Source organism: Paraburkholderia sp. (genome assembly GCF_047605525.1).
Lineage (GTDB): Bacteria > Pseudomonadota > Gammaproteobacteria > Burkholderiales > Burkholderiaceae > Paraburkholderia.
This window is the reverse complement of sequence record NZ_JASGFN010000013.1, coordinates 48,798-66,772: the sequence shown is the minus strand read 5'-3', so window position 1 is coordinate 66,772 and position 17,975 is coordinate 48,798. Positions and strand designations below refer to the sequence as shown.

Sequence of the window (17,975 nt, the reverse complement as noted above, 5' to 3'; positions counted from 1 at the left end):
CAGTGCGAAGCAACAACGGAAACTGAAAACAGGACGTGTCTGATGGACACGCATCGCCAATATATGCAGATGAAATATGTAAAATGACTAAACGTCTGTTTCTCGCCGCGCAATTGAAAAAGGCGGCATCAAACCGCCTTCATTGCTTCTGGCCGGCTAACGTAATGGCTCGCTGACGAATACGCCGACCGTCAGGCGCAGCGTCGGGATTCACCCCACTCACCGGCCGAACGGCCTGCCTTGCAAGCGGAGTATTCCAGGTATGTTGCTACGCGATCCGATCCACGGCGATATCGAACTAGGCAGTCTCGAGGCGGCGGTGCTCGACCTGCCCGCGATGCAGCGGCTGCGCGGCATCAAGCAGCTCGGCACCGCGTACCTCGTCTATCCGGGCGGTCTGCACACGCGCTTCGATCATTCCATTGGCGTCTGCGCGCTCGCGCATCGGATCGTGGGAGCGTTGCGCCGTTCCGGTCTTTCTGTCGACACCGACCTCGAACAGGCAATCGGCGTGGCCGCATTACTGCACGATGTCACTCACGTGCCGTTCGGGCACACGCTGGAAGACGAGCGGCGTCTCTTTGCGCGACACGACAAAGGAACGCGCCTGCAACAGATGTTCTCGGGCGAGCCTGGCGAGGCTCTGGCACGGCTGGGCATTCGGGATATCGTGGGCAGCCTGCTTGGCCTGCCTTCACCACAGAGCGCGCCGGCCTGGGCGAAAGATATCGTCTCGGGCAGTATCGACGCGGACCTGCTCGATTATCTGCGTCGCGACAGCTTCTTTACCGGGCTCTCGCAGACCTACGACGACCGCATATTCAGTTGCTTCGCCGAGAACGGCGATCGGCTGGTGATCAGGCTGGCCAGGCACGGCATGGATCGGCCGGATGCGCGCTCGGAAATTATCGGCGTGCTCAGACTCCGGTACTTTCTCACCGAGCGCGTTTACTACCATCACACCAAGGTGGTAGCGGGCGCGATGATCTCCAAGGCGGTGGAGATCGCAGTGGACCACGGCGTGCTGGCAGAACAGGATCTGCTGTCGCTAAACGACTGGACCTTGCTCGAGCGGCTCGAGCATTGCGGCGTGGCCGATGCGGCCGCGCTGGCGCGGCGTAGCCTGAGCCGGGACCTGTTGAAGCGCGGTTACGTCGTCTCCGGCGCCAGCGTGCCGCTCCCGGAGCGCGAGCAATGGGTGGCGCGTTACCATCTGTCGCGCGCGAGTCGCCGGCAAGCCGAAGTGGAACTGGCGCACATGCTGGGTTTGCCGTTCTCCGACGTCGTGCTGTACTGCCCGGCGCTTTCGGCGATGAAGGAGGCCGCGGTACCGGTCGAAACCACTCGGGGCGTGGAGCGCCTGGATGATGCCGGTAACGCGACCTCGGCGGAGATAGGCGCATTGCAGCAGCGCTACGCGGATCTGTGGCGGTTCTATGTGTTCGTGCCGGCTCACGCGGTCAAACGGGCGGCCGTCGTTTGCGAAAAACAATTTGGCGTGCCGTGTGAGCTCGTGCTGAAGCGGGTCTGATTTTCGCGCCATTGCTCGTTGAAAAGCTGGAGTCATTCCATGAAACGGATAATGATCATCGGCATCGGGGCCGGAAACCCTGAATACGTGACCATTCAGGCAGTCAATGCTCTCAATCAGGTGGACGTCTTCTTTGTCATGGACAAAGGCGCCACGAAAGAAAAACTCGTCGCGCTAAGAAAGGAAATCATCGAGCGTTATGTGAAGGAGCACCGCTACCGCATCGTCGAGGCCACCAGCCCCGAGCGCCGGCGCGAAGCCGGCAATTACGCCGGCAGCGTCGAAGATTTGAATCGCGACAAGCAACAGGTATTCGAGCGGCTGATTTCAGAAGAATTGTCCGACGGCGAGTGCGGCGCCTTTCTGGTCTGGGGCGATCCATCGCTGTACGACAGCACGATACGGATCGTTGGCGCCATTTCCCGCAGCGGCCGGCACGAGCTGGAATATGAGGTGATTCCGGGTATCAGCAGCGTGCAGGCGCTGGCGGCAAAGCACCGGGTCACGCTCAATGCGATCGGGCACTCCATCGAGATCACGAACGGCCGGCGCATCGCGGAAGGATTTCCGAACCATGTCGATAGCGTTGTCGTGATGCTCGATGCGCAGAACGCAATGCGCCGGCTGATCGACGAAGACCTGGACATCTACTGGGGCGCGTATGTCGGCACGCCCGACGAGCTATTGATCGCCGGCAGGCTGCGCGACGTCGTGGACGATATCGAGCGTATTCGAGCAGAAGCTCGCCGGCAGCATGGCTGGATCATGGACACCTATCTGCTGAAACGGCGCGGCGACGCGGAAGATGAATAGCGGTGGGTGACGATTCATCAACCACCATACCCAGGCGCGCGTTTGATCCACGTCTCGAGCCCCAGCGCGTCGACGGGTTTTTCGATCAGGCATTCGACGGTTCAGCCGGCGCTCACCCGGTTCAACGCGCCAAAGGGCATCCCCAGCGGCCGCACGCGCATCTCGGGAGCGAGACGTTCCCACGGCAGGTCGGCCGGATCGGCGGCCATCGGGCCCGGTGCTTTGGCGACGAGAATCGCCTCGGCGATCGCCTGGAAATCGGCGCGAAAGTGAACCGAACTCTTGTTCACGAGGATCTTCATCCGTTCGGGTTCGATGCCCGCCACGCGAAACAGGTTGCGGTCGAAAACCTGCATCTTCACGGTGCTCACCGCAATCCTCACGCCGTCGATCCGCAAGCAGGCGGTCGGCCCCAACTCGCCCTGCATGCCGTTGAGCATCGGGCCGTCGAAACGGAAGCGCCCATCCGACACATGCTCGACCTCGAACCCGGCTCGCAGCGGCGCATCGCCGGGCACACCGGAGCGGCCGCCCAGCGACAGCGAAATGCGCGCGCCCACACCCGCGCGATGCGCGGCGGCCGCAGCGTCGGCATCCCAGATCACGCCGACCGCCGCGCCGGTCGCCCCGTTGCGCAGCAACGCCCGCACGAGCCCCATCGTGTTCGAGTCGCCGCCCACGCCGGGGTTGTCCTGCGTGTCCGCAATGATGACCGGCCGCGTCGCCGTCGCGCTCAGGCGGATCGCTTCGAGCGCGGCTTCGTCGGGCGTCAGGAACGGCACGTCCCAGCGCGCTTCCTCGCCGGCGATCCGGGTCAGCAATGCGTCGGCGGCCCGTTCGGCGGCGGCCTCGTCGAAGGAATACGCCCAGAGCGTCGGGCCGCACTCGGGGAAATCGGCCGCCGGAAAACCCGGCGCAAACGACACGGAAACGACCGACCGCTTCTCGATCTCCGCCAGTAACCGGTACATCCCGCGGGCCGGCTCGACCAGCGTGCACATGCCGTTCACGGGGATGAGAAACGGCACGCGCCGCAGCGCGCCATGCAGCGGACGCCGCTCCCGCATCAGGTCGTCGAGAATCCGCGCGGCCCGTTCGCCGGTTTCCGCCATATCGACGTGCGGATAGGTGCGGTAGGCCACCAGCGCGCTGGCGAGAGAGAACATGCGCGCCGTGACATTGGCATGGAGATCGAGCGACACGACCACCGGCATCCTGTCGCCGACGATCCGCCGCACCCGCTCGAGCAGTTCGCCCTCGCCGTCGTCGTGCTGCTCGGTCACCATCGCGCCGTGCAGATCGAGATAGATCGCATCGAAACCGCCCTTCCCGACCGCGGCGATGATTTCGCCGCCGATCCGCTCGAACGCATCCGTCGTCACATGGGCCGATGCGCTCGCGCCCGCCCAGATCACCGGTATGAGTTCGTGCCCGTTCGCCTCCATGACCTTGATGAATCCGCCGATCGGCACATTGACGTCGCGCAGGCCGAATACGTCGGCGCCCCGAACCATCGGCGGGAAGCCTTCGCCCTGAACGAAGCTCGACCACGACGCCCTGGTCGGCGCGAAGGTATTGGTTTCGTGCTGGAAACCGGCGATGAGGATTTTCATGTGCTTCACCTTTTTTCGAACGACACCGCAACGCGGCGCCGCTGTAGTCGGATAACGATTCCTTGTCTTTAAAGAAGCCGTCGCATAGCGGTTCGATGGCTGCTAGTCCTGCTTGAGCGTCAGCTTGCCCGTCAGGATCAGAAGCGCCGCCACCGTGGCGCTCGCCGCCATCACGAAGAGACCGGCATGCATGCTGCCCGTCCATCCTTTGGTCCAGCCGAGCACCGCGGGGCCCCAGAATCCGCCGGACAAACCGACGGTGTTGATGAGCGCAATGCCGCCCGCCGCCGCGGTGCCCTTGACCAGTTCCGAAGGAATCGCCCAGAACACCGTATAGGCCATCCACAGGCACGCGGTTCCCAACGTCAGCGCGACGAGCGCGAGCGCCAGATTGCCGTCGGCAAGAACCGTCGCGATCAGGCACAGCGCGGCGCCGAGCGCCGGGATCGCGCAGTGGAGACGCCGTTCGCCCATGCGGTCGGAGCGGCGCCCCGCGAGATACATGCAGACAGCGGCGGCAACGTAGGGAATCGCGGTGTACCAGCCGAGGCGGAGGGTGTCGTTCACGCCCTGCTCCCTGAGCAGCGTCGGCAGCCAGAAGCTGATCGCGTAGATCGGAAAAATGATGCTGAAGTAGGCCAACGCGAGCGCATAGACGCGCGGGCTTTTCAGCACCGCCTTGAATGAATCCGCGTGATGCGGGGTCGGCGCGGTCTCGTCTTCCAGCAACTGCTGTTCGGCGCGGCCGAGCCAGCGCGCGTCCGCTGGCCGGTCCGGCAACACGCGCAGCGTCAGCAGGCCGAGCACGATGCAGGGCAGGCCTTCGACAACGAACATCCATTGCCAGCCGGCCAGCCCGCCGACGCCGGCAAGACGCGTCATCAGCCACGCGGACACCGGGCCGCCGACAATGCCGCCGAGCGGGCCAGCCACGAACACGAGCGCGATCGCGCGTGCCATGCGGGCGGGGCCGTACCAGCACGACAGGTAATAGATCATGCCGGGCGCGAAGCCCGCCTCGAACACGCCGAGCAGGAAACGCATCGCATAGAAGGCCGGCACGCTGCGCACGAACAGCATGCAGGCCGACGTGATCCCCCACAGCACGAGAATGCGGCTGAACGTACGCCGGGCGCCGATTTTCGGCAGCATCAGATTGCTCGGCAACTCAAAGAGAACGTAGCCGATAAAGAAGATGCCCGCGCCCACCCCGTATGCGGCATCCGAGAAACCCAGATCGCTTTGCATCTGCAACTTCGCGAAGCCGACATTGACGCGGTCCAGGTACGCGAACATGTAGCAGGCGATCAGAAACGGCAGGAGCCGCCAGTTGAGCTTGCTGAAGAGCGCTGACGCAGGGTTGCCGGCGGCCGATGGATAGATTGCTGACATGTGTGTCTCCTGGTTTCCTCGCTGGATCCGTCATGCAGGTCGAGTTCATGTTGGCAGCGCAAACCAGGACTAACAAGAGCAACTAAGTTCACATATCGTTGCTTGATGAGCAACACAGTCGCCGGCCTCGCGAAGTCACGGTGCAAAACGCGTGAACACGTAGTCCCGATCCTTCACGCGGGCTGCGTGGCAGGCGAAGCAGGTCTGATGCTGCGCCGCGTCGACCGGCTGTCCGTTGACGAAACGGCCGAAACCCCAGCCGCCCGTCGACGCATAGCGACGCGAGTCCTTCACCATCACCTGGACCGTGGTGGGCGCGCCGGGAATGGTCGCCGATGGAAATTCCGGCGACTGCTTGCGCTTGTACGCGAGCTTGACGAGGATCGTCCCGTCGGGATACGGCAGCGTCGCGTTTTCGATCGCCTTCACCGCGGCGGGATTGCCGAGCACGACGCGCAGTTCGTCGAGCGGCGCGGCTTCTTCGGCCGGGGCGATCATTTGCCACTTGCGGTAACCGTCCGGAATCGTGACGCCATAAATCGGCGACGGCGCCGAGGGCGCGCTTTGCGCCAGTGCTTGATCCGCCACCGCGCCGAGCAGAAGCGCCGCGCCGAGCACGACATGTGCAGTCCGAATGCTTCGCATTTGCCTGTCTCCTTCGCGTCCGGTCGGACACGCGCAACGTCGATCACGGCATCGGCAAACGCTTTCGATGCCTCCCGCGGTCGTGCCGGGCAGCCGACGGCGCCGCGTGTCGATCCGATCAGACATGGCTCGTTCCTTTATGTAAAAGAGCTTTGAAAAGAAGTCCCGGCAGTCGCCAGCCCGACCGGCACCGACGCATTAGACCCGGCGCACGTATCTGGCTTGTGTCCGCAATGGCCCCTGAATGCAACGTTATGTATCGTTCTACGTTGCGGATACCTTGCGATACAAAGAGAAAGGAAACGCGGAGAGGTGTTGCGCGCGTGGCACTGACAAAAGTGCCGCGGACAGTGGAATAATTGGGCTCACTCACTGTTCTCGCTGGAGCGCCGGCGTCGCCGACCGTCAATCGCTTTCCTGGGACATTCCGCACGATGCATTTCGCAACTTTTTCCTCGCCCGCCTTTTTCGCCGATCCTTATCCCGTGTATGAGAAGGTGCGTGAAGCGGGGCCGCTGCTGCCGGTGGCGCCGTCCCTACTCGTCACGGGGCGCTTCGAGATCATCGATGCGTTGCTGCGCGACCGGCGCATGGGCAAGACCTATCTGCAAAGCGTGCGCACGCGTTACGGCGACGCCGCCACCCAGCACCCGGTGTTTCAGGCGCTGAGCCGCACGTTTCTGATGATGAACCCGCCTTCGCACACGAGGCTGCGCACGCTTCTGATGAAGGCCTTCAATGCGAGGCAGATCGAAAAGCTGAGAGAAATCGTCGAGGCCACCAGTCGCGATCTTCTCGATCGCATCGGTGCCGCGCGCGAATTCGATCTGGTCAGCCAATATGCGCTGCCCCTGCCGATCGAAATCATCTGCCGTCTGCTGGCTATTCCGTCCGCCGATGGCGTAAAGCTCGGCGCAGCCGCCAGCCGACTCGTGTCCGCATTCGATCTCGCTCCGCTCGACGAAGCGACACTGGCGGCGGCCAACGACGCGGCGCTCACACTCGAACGCTATTTCCGGAATGTGGTCGAGCAACGGCGCATGAATCCGGGCGACGACATCGTTTCCTCGCTGGTGAGCGTCGAAGACGCGGGCGTGACGTTGAGCGACGCCGAAATCATCTCGAACGTGATCCTGCTGTTCATTGCCGGCCACGAAACCACGTCGAACATGATCGGCAATGCCGTCATCGCACTGTTCCGTCATCCGGCCCAGCTCGAACTGCTCAAGCGCGAGCCGGCATGGATCCCGAAGGCTGTCGCCGAATGCATGCGCTACGACGGCTCGGTTCAGATGCTGGTGCGCACGGCGCTCGAAGAAGTAGTCATCCACGACGTCACGCTGGCGCCCGGCACCCTCGTGTTCATGTTGACCGGAGCGGCCAATCGCGATCCCGCGGTGTTTTCCCACCCCGATCGACTGGATTTCGAGCGCGGCGCCAGCGTGCCGTCACTGGCGTTCGGCAGCGGTATTCATCATTGCCTCGGCGTACGGCTCGCGCTGCTCGAAATGGAAGTGGCGCTCGGCGACCTGCTTGCCCGCTTTCCCGCCATGCAGCCGGTGGATCTGAATCGGCTGGCATGGCATCCGCGCAATAACCTGCGCGGGGTGCAGTCGCTGCGCATGCTCACCGCGGCAACGTGATGCGCAGGATGAACGCACGCTCGCTGCCGGACCAGGTGAAGATGGCTGACCGATCATGAACTCAACCACCCGGTTCATTGCCATGACTGAATCGCATCTGACATTTGCTACCCAGAACGAATGGGAAAACTGGTTGGCGCAAAACCAGGGGACTTCGACCGGGACATGGCTGCGCCTCGCGAAGAAGGGCGCCAGACAACCGACCTTGACTTACGCACAGGCGCTGGAGAGCGCTCTCTGCTATGGCTGGATTGATGGTCGGAAGCAGGCCGACAGCGAGGAATACTGGTTACAGCGCTTCACTCGACGCTCCGCGAAAAGCATCTGGTCCAGGCTCAACAAGGACAAGGCTGAAGCACTGATCGCCGCCGGCAGAATGCGTGCGCCGGGCATGCGGGAAATCGAGAAGGCCAGGAAAGACGGTCGCTGGGACATGGCTTATGCGTCCGCCAGCAACTCGACGGTGCCGGACGACCTGCGGGTCGCCCTGGACGCCAATCCCGAAGCCAGGACGTTTTTTGCAACACTGAACAGCCGCAACCGCTACGCCATCCTGTTTCGGATACAGAATGCCAAAAAGCCCGCAACACGGGCGCGCAAGATCGAGGAATTCGTCGACATGCTGAACCGTGGCGAAACCTTCTATCCCTAAGGTCTGTTTACGTAGGGAACGCGCAATCTCATGACGACACTGTCTAGCCCGCGCTCCCGAGATGCTGCCCCAGTCGCGCGAACATCGCATCGCAGCGGCCCAGTTGCTCGACCGTGACGAACTCGTCCGGCTTATGACCTTGATTCATGCTGCCCGGTCCGCAGACCACGGTCGGAATGCCCGCCTGCGTGAACAGTCCGCCCTCCGTCCCGAACGCCACCGTTCCGTATTCGTTCGACCCGCTCAACATCGCGAGCAGGCGCGCGGCGTCGCTGTCGGGCGAGGTCGAAAGCCCGGGATAGGCATTCAACGCCTGCAGGCGAATATCCGTATCGGGCTGCACCTCACGCATCCTCGGCAGCAGTTCGGCTTCCGCATAGGCTTGCAGCTTGTCGGCCACGCTGTTGGCATCGAAGCCAGGCAAAGCCCGCACCTCGAAATCGAACTCGCATTCGGCCGGCACGATGTTCAGCGCGCGTCCGCCGCTGATGACGCCGGTCTGCACCGTCGAGAACGGCGGATCGAACCGCGCATCGTGATGTTCGGGCCGCGCCAGTTCGTCGCCGATCTCTTCCAGCCGGTTGATCAGGCGCGCCGCGTATTGAATCGCGTTGACGCCGTGCGGCGCGTACGCCGAATGGCACGCCGCGCCCTTGACGTGACAACGCATCGCGAGCTTGCCCTTGTGGCCGAGCACCGGCTTCAGTCCGGTCGGCTCGCCGATCAGGCATAAACGCGGCCGGGGTGCGCGCTTTCCGAGTTCCGCCAGCATCGGCCGCACGCCGAGACAGCCCACCTCCTCGTCATACGAGAACGCGAGATGCACCGGCAGTTCCAGTTTCCGCTTCAGGAAGCCGGGCACCGCGGCCAGCACGCACGCGAGATAGCCCTTCATGTCGGCCGTGCCGCGTCCATACAGGCGTCCGTCATTCTCGGTGAGACGGAACGGCTCCACGGTCCATGCCTGCCCGTCCACCGGCACCACATCGGTGTGGCCGGACAGCACGATGCCGCCCCGGTCGGCCGGACCGATGGTGGCGAACAGATTCGCCTTGGTGCGCGCGGCGTTGTGGAACAGCTCGCTTTGCACGCCGAAATCCGCGAGGTATTGCTGCACGAACGCGATCAGTTCCAGATTCGAATCGCGGCTGACGGTCGCGAATCCGATCAGCCGCGCCAGCAGCTCACGGCTGGACAGCTCACTCATCGCCGGGCACGCCGTAGCTGGGCGCCGCCGTCGGATTCAACGCGCGCGAGATATAGTCCTGCATCTGCGGCCGATACGCCTGCCACAGCGCGTCGAGCCGGCCGATCGGATCGTCGTCCGCCCAGTCGACGCGCAGATCGACGACCGGCCAGATAGGCGCATCGACGATCCGGAGCGCGGCGGAATGAACGGGCCCGGCCTCGCCGCCCGCTTCGACGGCCGCGTGCATCGCCTGCATCAGGCGATCGGCGAGCACGCCCGGCGCCTGCTCGAACGCCTTCACCATCGCGTCTATCACGTGCTTGCCGGCCAGCAGATTGCCCGCCGCGACACACTGGTCGCCCGCGACCGCGTGGTGCACGCCGAGCGCTTCGGCGCCGGTGAACATCGCAGTCCGGCCCTGGCTGTCGATCACCGTCACCTGCCGATACTCGCTCCATTCGCTCCATTCGCTCGCGTTCAACGCCCGCTGAAGCGCCGCATCGGACGCGAGCTGTTCATGTTCGAGCAGGTCGAGGATCTGCGGGCCCAGCGCGGGAAGCGTGACGTTCTGCGTCGCCACCGCGCCGACGCCCGCGCGCACCCACGGACATCGCGCGCCGACCGCAATGCTCGACGAGCTGATGGCGACGCCAAGCTGGCCCGTCTTCCGGCAACGTCCGACGATCGAGAATGTCATGGCTCGCTCCTCACGCCTGGGCGGGCGTCCAGTTGTCCGGAATCACCGCGATCACGTCGATTTCCATCAGCCATTGCGGCTGGCCCAGCGCGCTGACCACGAGCCCCGTCGAAATCGGATACACGCCCTTCAGCCACCGGCCGACTTCCTGATACACCGGCTCGCGATAGCGCGGATCGATGAGGTACGTCGTCGTCTTGACGATGTGCGACAGATCGCTGCCCGCTTCCTCGAGCAGTTGCTTGACGTTTTTCATCGCCTGCGCGGCCTGCGCGCCCGGATCGCCGAGGCCGACCAGGTTGCCGTCGAAATCGGTGCCGACCTGGCCTCGCACATAGACCGTGTTGCCCGCGCGAACCGCCTGGCACAGATCGTTGTCGAGCGACTGGTTCGGGTACGTATCCTTCGTATTGAACATGCGAATGCGGGTATGCGTCGGCATCAGTTCACTCCCAGTTCGTTGACTTTGCGCGCGCGGGATTCGTCGTGCGCGGTAGATGGCGCGTCGGCGCCCTGCGGACGGCGCGCATCCTGCTGGCGCTGCGACGCGTCGCGATAGGCGAGATATTTGCGCTGCGTGACGATGTGATCGGCAATGTGCTTCGCGTCGTGCCAGACGCCCCAGATGAACGACGACGCGCGGCGCGAGAGCCACGGCAAGCCGAGAAAATACAGGCCCGGCTCCTTCGACACGCCGCGCTGATGCTGCGGCTTGCCGTTGTCGTCGAACGCGTTCACATGCAGCCAGCCGAAATCGAGCGCATAGCCGGTGGCCCAGATGATCGTGTTCACGCCCGCCTGCGCCAGATCCAGTTCCGCAAGCGGATGCGTCACACATTCCGGATCGGGCGGAATGACGCGCGCCTGCGGATCCTCCGGCAAGTCGATACCGGTGCGCGCGACATAGGCATCGGCGGCGTCGAGCAGCGCCATCAGGTTGTCGTCGCCGCGCTTCAGATTGTCGGCCAGGTCTCGTTCGAAGGTCACGACGCCGCGCTCGAACGACCGGGTCACGCCGACGAGCGTCATGCCCTGGTGCGCGAGCCTGCGGAAATCGATGGTCTGGCCGCCGTAGGCGCCGCTCACCGCGATGGTCACGTGCTCCCGTCCCGGCGTGACGACTTCCTTGTCCCACTCGCCGAGCACGCCGAGCCACCAGCAGAAATCGCGATTGCGATACGCACGCGGCGGCCGGTCGTGCGCGCCGACGGACAGATAGACCTTGCGGCCCGCGCGCTGCAGTTCGTCGGCGATCTGCACGCCTGACGACCCCGCCCCCACCACGAGCACGGCGCCCTCCGGCAACTGCGCGGGATTGCGATAATCGGCTGAATGAAGCTGCGTGAGATGCGGGTCTCGCGGCGCGATCGGCGGAATCACCGGGCGCTGGAACGGCCCCGTCGCGACGACCACGCGACCGGCTTCGATCGTGCCATCCGAGGTTTCGACCGTGAAGCCCGGCCGACCCGTCCGGCGCGCCACGCCCGTCACTTCGACGCCCGTGCGGATCGGCGCATCGAACTTGCGCGCATAGGTTTCGAAGTAATCGGCGACCTGATCCTTCGGCGCGAATGCGTCCGGGTCGAGTCCTTCGAACTCCATGCCGGGAAAGCGGTCGTGCCAGGCGGGGCCGTTGGCGACCAGCGAATCCCAGCGGCAGGTACGCCAGCGTTCCGCGATACGGTCGCGCTCCAGCACGAGATGCGGCACGCCCAGTTTGCTCAGGTGCTCGCTCATGGCCACGCCGGCCTGACCCGCGCCGATGACCAGCGTGTCGATCGACAATGTTTCAGCCGTCATGGCTGTCTCCTTCTGAAAACCGGTCTGGTTCAGGTCCTTCACGTTCGAACAGAATGTACGCCGCCGTTGCCGGTACCAAAAAATATATTTAAAAAATGCTTTGCATCGCTTTTCTCTATGCAAGCGCTTTATCGGCGAGCCACAATCGGCTCGATACGTTCAACGGAGCAACCGATGGAAGGCAATCCGATACGCTATTCATTGCGTCAGCTACGCTATTTCGTCGTGACGGCCGAGGTGCTTTCTTTCACCGCCGCTGCGAGGCGCCTGCACATTTCCCAGCCGTCGATCTCGACGGCGCTCGCGGATCTGGAGGCATCGTTCGGCGTGCAGCTTTTCATCCGCCACCACGCCAGCGGCCTGTCGCTGACGCAACCGGGCCGCGATCTGCTCGGCCATGCGCGCAATCTGCTGAAGAACGCCGAGGAACTGCAATTGACCGCGAAGGAAATGGACGGCGGCATGTCCGGTTCCATCTCGCTGGGTTGCATGGTATCGCTGGCCCCGCCGCTGATGCCCGGCATCATCAGCCGCTTCGTGCAGGACCACGCCGCCATCACGTTCCGGACCACCGAAGCCCATCAGGACACCCTGTTGAGCGGCCTGCACGACGGCTCGCTCGACATCGCGCTGACCTATAGCCTCGACATCACGGACGGCATCGCGTTTACCCCGCTGCTTTCCCTGCCGCCGTATGTCATCCTGCCGAAGACGCACCGGCTCGCGCGGGCGCGCAAGGTGTCGCTGGCGGACCTGCTCCCCGAGCCCTACGTGATGCTGGACCTTCCGCACAGCCGGGAATATTTCTCCGCGCTGTTCGACGTCGTCGGCAACCGCCCGGCGGCGGCGTTCCGTTCGTCGCAGCCCGAAGTGGTGCGCGGCATGGTGGCCAACGGACTCGGCTACAGCATCCTCAACTTCCCGCTCAAGTCGAACCGGACCGTCGACGGCGAAGACTTCGTAGTTAAGCGATTCAAGGAAAACGTCAATGCGACGACCCTCGGCATCGCGCGATCCAGCACCGTAAAGCCGCGCGAGGTCGTCAAGCGCTTTTCGGCCTTTTGCGAGACCTACATTCGCCGTCTGCACATCGAATAGCCCGCCAGATCGCGACGGCATAGGTTGACCCTATGCATTGCATCCAAAAACAATATTTTCCCTAGCAATTTGGATTGTTAGATTGGTGCTCATCGGATGCATATAGTGATACGGAGGACTGCATGTCAGCCTTTCCCCATCCTACGCACGCCGGATATCCGGCGGAGACAGGGCTCGACATCGTCCGCGCGCTGCGCGAGAACTGCGAGCGCCCGTTCGAGGATGCGCACGCGATGCCGCCCGCGGTCTACACGTCGGAGGCGTTTCTCGCGCTCGAACAGCGCGACGTGTTTCGCAACGAGTGGTTGTGCGTGGGCCGCGCGAGCACGCTCGCGAAGAGCGGTGACTATCTGACCGCGCAGATCGACGACCAGCCGGTGGTCGTGCTGCGCGACACGAACGGCGAGCTGCGCGCGTTTTCGAATGTCTGCCTGCACCGGATGTCGGTGCTCCTCGAAGGACGCGGCAACGTGCGCCGCATCGTGTGCCCGTATCACGCGTGGAATTACGCGCTCGACGGCACGCTCGCCGGCGCGCCGCTGATGGACCGCCAGCCAGGATTCTGCAAGGAACAGTACGCGCTGCCCGCCGTGCGCTGCGAAACATGGCAAGGCTGGATCTATGTGACGCTCAACGAACGGGCGCCGCCGGTCGCGACGCACCTCGCCGGATTGACGGCATTGATCGAGCCGTACGGCATGGCCGACTACGTCGAGACCTTCCACGAAGAGCATGTGTGGAACACCAACTGGAAGATCCTCGCGGAAAACTTCATGGAGAGCTATCACCTGCCCATGCTGCACCGGGCGACGGTGGGCCCGCACTCGAAGCTCGAGGAAATGGAGTGTCCGCCGGGCCTGCCGGCCTTCAACTATCACTGGATCACCAAGGAAGCGACGCTGCCGATCGGCAACGCGCACCCGGACAACACGCGTCTGCAGGGCCACTGGCGCCGTACCACCGCGCTGCTGGCGATCTATCCGACGCATCTGGTCACGCTGACGCCGGGCTACTTCTGGTATCTGATCCTGCAGCCGCGCGGCGTCGGCCACGTGCATATCCAGTTCGGGGGCGGCCTTGCGCCGGAATTCATCGACGATCCGAAGGCCGCCGAATACATGGCGACGCTCAAGACGCTGCTCGACGAGGTGAACGCCGAAGACCGGCGCGGCGTCGAGGCGGTGTTTCGCGGCGTGCACGCGCCGCTCGCGAAGCCGGGCAACCTGAGCCATCTCGAGCGGCCGAACTTCGACTTCGCGTGTTACCTCGCGGCACGCGTGGGCGCGACCTGACATCGTCGCCTCGTATGGATTGCCTACACTCTGCCGGGACACCCATGTCAAGCCAACCATTTATTTCCTTTGCGGGCGTCAGCAAATCGTACGACGGCATGCATAACGTGGTCGAAGGGCTCGATCTCGACGTCGCGCGCGGCGAATTCGTGTCGCTGCTCGGCCCGTCCGGCTCGGGCAAGACCACGACGCTGATGATGCTCGCGGGATTCGAATCGCCCACCCGCGGCGAAATCCGTCTGGCCGGCAAGCGTCTGGACGACAAGCCGCCGCATCGGCGCGACATCGGCATGGTGTTCCAGAACTATGCGCTCTTCCCGCACATGACGATTGCCGAGAACGTGGCGTTTCCGCTGTCGGTGCGCAGGGTGAGCCGCGGCGAACAGAAGATGCGCGTCGCGCGCGCGCTCGACATGGTGGAGCTGTCGCATCTTGCAGAGCGGCGTCCGGCGCAGCTCTCGGGTGGCCAGCAGCAGCGCGTCGCGCTGGCACGCGCGCTGGTCTTCGAGCCGAGCGTGGTGCTGATGGACGAGCCGCTCGGCGCGCTCGACAAGCGGCTACGCGAAAGCATGCAGTATGAAATCATGAAGCTCCATCGCGAGCTGTCGCTCACGATCGTCTACGTGACTCACGACCAGAACGAAGCGTTGACGATGTCCGATCGCGTCGCCGTGTTCTCCGACGGACGCATCCAGCAGGCCGCCACGCCGACCGAACTGTACGAGAACGCCGCGAATGCGTTTGTCGCCAATTTCGTCGGCGAGAACAATGGGCTGACCGGCCGCGTCAATTCAGGCGACGGCGAATGGGCCGCCATGCAGCTCGCCGACGGCAGCACCGTGCACGGCCGCCCCGGCGCGGGACTCGCGCCCGGCGATACCGCGATGCTCGCGCTGCGCCCCGAGCGCGCGCATCTCGCGTCGACCCCGGAAGCCGTGCTGGAAGCGGAACGCCAGAACATGAACGTCCTGCACGCACTCGTGGAGGAGCTCGTCTATTGCGGCGATCATCATCGCGTGCACCTGAAGCTCGTTCATGGGGAAAGCGTGGTCGTCAAGGTCCCGAACACGCAGCACCACGATCTGCCCGCGCTCGGCCGCCAGACCGCCGTCACCTGGCGGCGCGACGACTGCAAGGTGCTGCCCGCCGCCCCGGCGCCACCACGCGCCGCCTCGTCGTCCGGCGGCACCGATTATTCCGCCGCCTCCCCTTCCTCGTCCGCCTCGCCACTCATCGCAGGAGTCAACTAGAAATGAAGACCAACCTCTCGCTATTGCGAACCACCCTCGCGGCATGCGCGCTCGGCATTTTCGCGGCGGCCGCGGCTCACGCGGCGGATACGATTTCCGTCGTCACGTTCGGCGGCGCCTATGAAACCGCCGCGAAAAAGGCATGGTTCGAGCCGTTCACCGCGAAAACCGGCAACCAGTTCGCCACCGAGTCATACGATGGCGGTCTCGCGAAGCTGCAGGCGATGGAACAGGCGAAAAATCCGACGTGGGATCTGATCGACCTCGAAACCAACGACGCGATCACCGCGTGCGACGAAGGCTTGCTCGCGAAGTTCGACCGGAAATCGCTCGGCGACACCAGCGACTTCCTGCCGGGTTCGCTCAGCGACTGCGCGGTCGCGGCGATGGTGTGGTCCACGGTCTACGCGTACGACGCCAGCAAGCTGAAAACCGCGCCGACCAGCATCAACGATTTCTTCGATCTGAAGAAATTCCCCGGCAAGCGCGGCATGCGCAAGTCGCCGAAGGTGGCGATGGAGTGGGCGCTGATCGCCGACGGCGTCGCGCCGAAGGACGTCTACAAGACGCTGGCCACGCCCGCCGGCGTTGATCGCGCGTTCAAAAAGCTCGACACGATCAAGTCGAGCATCGTCTGGTGGGAAGCCGGGGCGCAGGCTCCGCAGTTGCTCGCCGACGGCGCGGTCGTGATGACTCAGGCCTACAACGGCCGTATCGACGACGCCGTGCACAAGGACAAAAAGCCCTTCAGGATCGTCTGGGATGCCCAGGTGTACGACTATGAATGGTGGGCGGTGGTCAACGGCGCGAAGCATGCGGACGCGGCGCAGAAGTTCATCGTGTCGGCCTCCACGCCGCAGGCCTATGCCGACCTGTCGAAGTACATCGCGTATGCGCCGCCGCGCAAGAATGCGATTCCGCTGATCGACAAGACGCGCCTCAACGACCTGCCGACCGCGCCCGACAACTTCAAGCGTCCGCTGCAAATCGACGCAACGTTCTGGGCCGACAACGCCGACGCAATCAACAAGCGGTTCCAGAACTGGCTGACGCAGTAATGCCGCGCCGGAACAAACGACGTCACCGGAGAGATTCACGACGATGAATACGCCGCTGCCATCCGCCGCCCGCTTTGGCCGCGGCCCGCATGCCACGGAGCGCGAGTCGTTCCGCGCCGCGCGCCGTAAGGCGGCGGCGCGCGCGCTGCTGCTGGCCATGCCGCTGCTCGTCTTTCTGCTGGTGACGTTCGTCGCGCCGATCGCCAGCCTGCTCGGCCGCGCCGTGCAGAACCCTGAAGTGCGCGCCGGCATGCCGCAACTGAGCGCGGCGCTGGCCGCATGGAACGGCGCGGGCGTGCCCGGCGAGCCCGCCTTTGCCGCGCTGGCGCACGATCTGAAGGACACCGGCGAGAACGGCCAGCTCGGCAACATCGCACGGCGCATGAACTTTTACCAGCCCGAATTCCGCAGCCTGCTTTTCAAAACGGCGCGTGCCGCGCGCTCGCAAACGCCCGCGCAATGGAAGCCGGCCCTGATCGATCTCGACGCCCGCTGGAACGAGCCGGAAACGTGGCGTCTGCTCAAACGCGCGTCCATTTCGCCGACGCCCGACTATCTGCTGAACGCGCTCGACGCGCAGGTCGCGCCGGACGGCACCGTGACGCAGGTCGCGGCCGACAGCGCCGTCTACCGCGCCGCTTTCGCCCGCACCGTGACGATCAGCGCGACGGTCACGCTGCTATGCCTGCTGTTCGGCTACCCGGTCGCATATCTGCTCGCGACGCTGCCGGAAAAACAGAGCAACCGCCTGATCCTCTTCGTGATCGTACCGTTCTGGACTTCGCTGCTCGTGCGCACCACCGCGTGGTACGTGCTGCTGCAACCGGGCGGCGTGATCAACAGCACGCTGCTCAGTTTCGGGATCATCCGTCATCCGTTGCCGCTCATTTTCAACCGCACCGGCGTGCTGATCGGCATGACGCATATCCTGCTGCCGTACATGATCCTCGCGATCTACTCGGTGATGAAGAACGTCTCGCCGGTGTACATGCGCGCGGCCAAGTCCCTCGGCGCGCATCCCGCCGTGGCCTTCGTGCGCGTGTACATTCCGCAGACGCTGCCGGGTGTCGGCGCGGGATGCTTTCTCGTGTTCGTGCTCGCGCTCGGCTATTACATCACCCCGGCGCTGCTGGGCGGCGCCGGTGACGAGATGATCAGCCAGCTCATCGCGTCGCAGACCAACGAGCAGCTCAACTGGGGGCTCGCGGGCGCGCTGTCGTGTTACCTCGTGGTTTTCACGGCGGTGTTCTATTTCATCTTCAACAGGCTGGTCGGGATCGACCGTCTGCGCTTCGGTTAGCG

Annotated in this window: 16 protein-coding genes; 9 read left to right on the top strand and 7 right to left on the bottom strand. The window is 64.2% G+C overall.

Going from position 1 to position 17,975, the window contains the following annotated elements; translation table 11 throughout:
- Positions 1 to 319: 319 nt before the first annotated feature.
- A complete protein-coding gene (locus tag QM685_RS19520) occupies positions 320 to 1,531 on the top strand; it encodes an HD domain-containing protein (RefSeq protein ID WP_415118322.1) in 1,212 nt (403 codons plus the stop codon).
- Between the two features lie 51 nt (positions 1,532 to 1,582).
- The gene (cobF, locus tag QM685_RS19515) at positions 1,583 to 2,344 is read left to right on the top strand and encodes a precorrin-6A synthase (deacetylating) (RefSeq protein ID WP_415118320.1); all 762 of its coding nucleotides are present in this window, start codon (positions 1,583 to 1,585) and stop codon (positions 2,342 to 2,344) included.
- A 101-nt stretch (positions 2,345 to 2,445) separates the two neighbouring features.
- Here the strand turns inward: cobF and QM685_RS19510 are convergent, their stop codons facing one another.
- The 3 genes from QM685_RS19510 to QM685_RS19500 all read right to left on the bottom strand — a co-directional run bounded on the left by QM685_RS19510 (position 2,446) and on the right by QM685_RS19500 (position 5,994).
- Positions 2,446 to 3,957, bottom strand: coding sequence for a M81 family metallopeptidase (locus QM685_RS19510; RefSeq protein WP_415118318.1), 1,512 nt, complete (start codon positions 3,955 to 3,957; stop codon positions 2,446 to 2,448).
- Between the two features lie 102 nt (positions 3,958 to 4,059).
- Positions 4,060 to 5,349, bottom strand: coding sequence for an MFS transporter (locus QM685_RS19505; RefSeq protein WP_415118316.1), 1,290 nt, complete (start codon positions 5,347 to 5,349; stop codon positions 4,060 to 4,062).
- Positions 5,350 to 5,484: 135 nt separating this feature from the next.
- Positions 5,485 to 5,994: a cytochrome P460 family protein gene (locus QM685_RS19500; protein ID WP_415118314.1), complete on the bottom strand. Its 510-nt coding sequence runs from the start codon at positions 5,992 to 5,994 to the stop codon at positions 5,485 to 5,487.
- A gap of 434 nt (positions 5,995 to 6,428) precedes the next feature.
- Here QM685_RS19500 and QM685_RS19495 point away from each other — a divergent pair, with 434 nt between their 5' ends.
- Together QM685_RS19495 and QM685_RS19490 are read left to right on the top strand one after the other, a co-directional pair.
- The gene (locus tag QM685_RS19495) at positions 6,429 to 7,637 is read left to right on the top strand and encodes a cytochrome P450 (protein ID WP_415118312.1); all 1,209 of its coding nucleotides are present in this window, start codon (positions 6,429 to 6,431) and stop codon (positions 7,635 to 7,637) included.
- Between the two features lie 82 nt (positions 7,638 to 7,719).
- Positions 7,720 to 8,289, top strand: coding sequence for a YdeI/OmpD-associated family protein (locus QM685_RS19490; RefSeq protein ID WP_415118628.1), 570 nt, complete (start codon positions 7,720 to 7,722; stop codon positions 8,287 to 8,289).
- 43 nt (positions 8,290 to 8,332) lie between these two features.
- Here QM685_RS19490 and argE read toward each other — a convergent pair whose 3' ends face one another.
- From argE to QM685_RS19470, 4 genes are read right to left on the bottom strand one after another with little or no spacing between them, the layout of a single operon-like run.
- Positions 8,333 to 9,496: an acetylornithine deacetylase gene (gene argE / locus QM685_RS19485; protein WP_415118310.1), complete on the bottom strand. Its 1,164-nt coding sequence runs from the start codon at positions 9,494 to 9,496 to the stop codon at positions 8,333 to 8,335.
- Positions 9,489 to 10,175, bottom strand: a complete 687-nt coding sequence (locus QM685_RS19480; protein WP_415118308.1) for a DUF1028 domain-containing protein — start codon at positions 10,173 to 10,175, stop codon at positions 9,489 to 9,491. The genes argE and QM685_RS19480 overlap by 8 nt, the downstream gene beginning before the upstream one ends.
- 10 nt (positions 10,176 to 10,185) lie before the next feature.
- Positions 10,186 to 10,617 (bottom strand): RidA family protein, encoded by a 432-nt coding sequence (locus QM685_RS19475; protein WP_415118306.1) that lies wholly within the window; start codon positions 10,615 to 10,617, stop codon positions 10,186 to 10,188.
- On the bottom strand, positions 10,617 to 11,975 hold the full coding sequence (locus QM685_RS19470) for a flavin-containing monooxygenase (RefSeq protein ID WP_415118304.1): 1,359 nt from the start codon (positions 11,973 to 11,975) through the stop codon (positions 10,617 to 10,619). The genes QM685_RS19475 and QM685_RS19470 overlap by 1 nt, the downstream gene beginning before the upstream one ends.
- A 174-nt stretch (positions 11,976 to 12,149) precedes the next feature.
- Here QM685_RS19470 and QM685_RS19465 point away from each other — a divergent pair, with 174 nt between their 5' ends.
- The 5 genes from QM685_RS19465 to QM685_RS19445 all read left to right on the top strand — a co-directional run bounded on the left by QM685_RS19465 (position 12,150) and on the right by QM685_RS19445 (position 17,973).
- Positions 12,150 to 13,073, top strand: a complete 924-nt coding sequence (locus QM685_RS19465; RefSeq protein ID WP_415118302.1) for a LysR family transcriptional regulator — start codon at positions 12,150 to 12,152, stop codon at positions 13,071 to 13,073.
- A gap of 122 nt (positions 13,074 to 13,195) precedes the next feature.
- Positions 13,196 to 14,365, top strand: coding sequence for an aromatic ring-hydroxylating oxygenase subunit alpha (locus QM685_RS19460; RefSeq protein WP_415118300.1), 1,170 nt, complete (start codon positions 13,196 to 13,198; stop codon positions 14,363 to 14,365).
- 44 nt (positions 14,366 to 14,409) lie between these two features.
- Positions 14,410 to 15,615, top strand: a complete 1,206-nt coding sequence (locus QM685_RS19455) for an ABC transporter ATP-binding protein (RefSeq protein WP_415118298.1) — start codon at positions 14,410 to 14,412, stop codon at positions 15,613 to 15,615.
- 2 nt (positions 15,616 to 15,617) lie between these two features.
- The gene (locus QM685_RS19450; RefSeq protein WP_415118296.1) at positions 15,618 to 16,673 is read left to right on the top strand and encodes an ABC transporter substrate-binding protein; all 1,056 of its coding nucleotides are present in this window, start codon (positions 15,618 to 15,620) and stop codon (positions 16,671 to 16,673) included.
- A 43-nt stretch (positions 16,674 to 16,716) separates the two neighbouring features.
- Positions 16,717 to 17,973, top strand: a complete 1,257-nt coding sequence (locus QM685_RS19445) for an ABC transporter permease (RefSeq protein ID WP_415118294.1) — start codon at positions 16,717 to 16,719, stop codon at positions 17,971 to 17,973.
- The last annotated feature ends 2 nt before the right edge of the window (positions 17,974 to 17,975 follow it).

What these genes read in the sequence shown, in the direction of transcription:
- QM685_RS19460 (WP_415118300.1), top strand. Translation starts at nt 13,196, where the DNA reads ATGTCAGCCTTTCCCCATCCTACGCACGCCGGATATCCGGCGGAGACA.
- argE (WP_415118310.1), bottom strand. Translation starts at nt 9,496, where the DNA reads ATGAGTGAGCTGTCCAGCCGTGAGCTGCTGGCGCGGCTGATCGGATTC.
- QM685_RS19450 (WP_415118296.1), top strand. Translation starts at nt 15,618, where the DNA reads ATGAAGACCAACCTCTCGCTATTGCGAACCACCCTCGCGGCATGCGCG.
- QM685_RS19445 (WP_415118294.1), top strand. Translation starts at nt 16,717, where the DNA reads ATGAATACGCCGCTGCCATCCGCCGCCCGCTTTGGCCGCGGCCCGCAT.
- QM685_RS19505 (WP_415118316.1), bottom strand. Translation starts at nt 5,349, where the DNA reads ATGTCAGCAATCTATCCATCGGCCGCCGGCAACCCTGCGTCAGCGCTC.
- cobF (WP_415118320.1), top strand. Translation starts at nt 1,583, where the DNA reads ATGATCATCGGCATCGGGGCCGGAAACCCTGAATACGTGACCATTCAG.
- QM685_RS19495 (WP_415118312.1), top strand. Translation starts at nt 6,429, where the DNA reads ATGCATTTCGCAACTTTTTCCTCGCCCGCCTTTTTCGCCGATCCTTAT.
- QM685_RS19475 (WP_415118306.1), bottom strand. Translation starts at nt 10,617, where the DNA reads ATGCCGACGCATACCCGCATTCGCATGTTCAATACGAAGGATACGTAC.
- QM685_RS19465 (WP_415118302.1), top strand. Translation starts at nt 12,150, where the DNA reads ATGGAAGGCAATCCGATACGCTATTCATTGCGTCAGCTACGCTATTTC.
- QM685_RS19470 (WP_415118304.1), bottom strand. Translation starts at nt 11,975, where the DNA reads ATGACGGCTGAAACATTGTCGATCGACACGCTGGTCATCGGCGCGGGT.
- QM685_RS19480 (WP_415118308.1), bottom strand. Translation starts at nt 10,175, where the DNA reads ATGACATTCTCGATCGTCGGACGTTGCCGGAAGACGGGCCAGCTTGGC.
- QM685_RS19510 (WP_415118318.1), bottom strand. Translation starts at nt 3,957, where the DNA reads ATGAAAATCCTCATCGCCGGTTTCCAGCACGAAACCAATACCTTCGCG.
- QM685_RS19490 (WP_415118628.1), top strand. Translation starts at nt 7,720, where the DNA reads ATGACTGAATCGCATCTGACATTTGCTACCCAGAACGAATGGGAAAAC.
- QM685_RS19455 (WP_415118298.1), top strand. Translation starts at nt 14,410, where the DNA reads ATGTCAAGCCAACCATTTATTTCCTTTGCGGGCGTCAGCAAATCGTAC.
- QM685_RS19500 (WP_415118314.1), bottom strand. Translation starts at nt 5,994, where the DNA reads ATGCGAAGCATTCGGACTGCACATGTCGTGCTCGGCGCGGCGCTTCTG.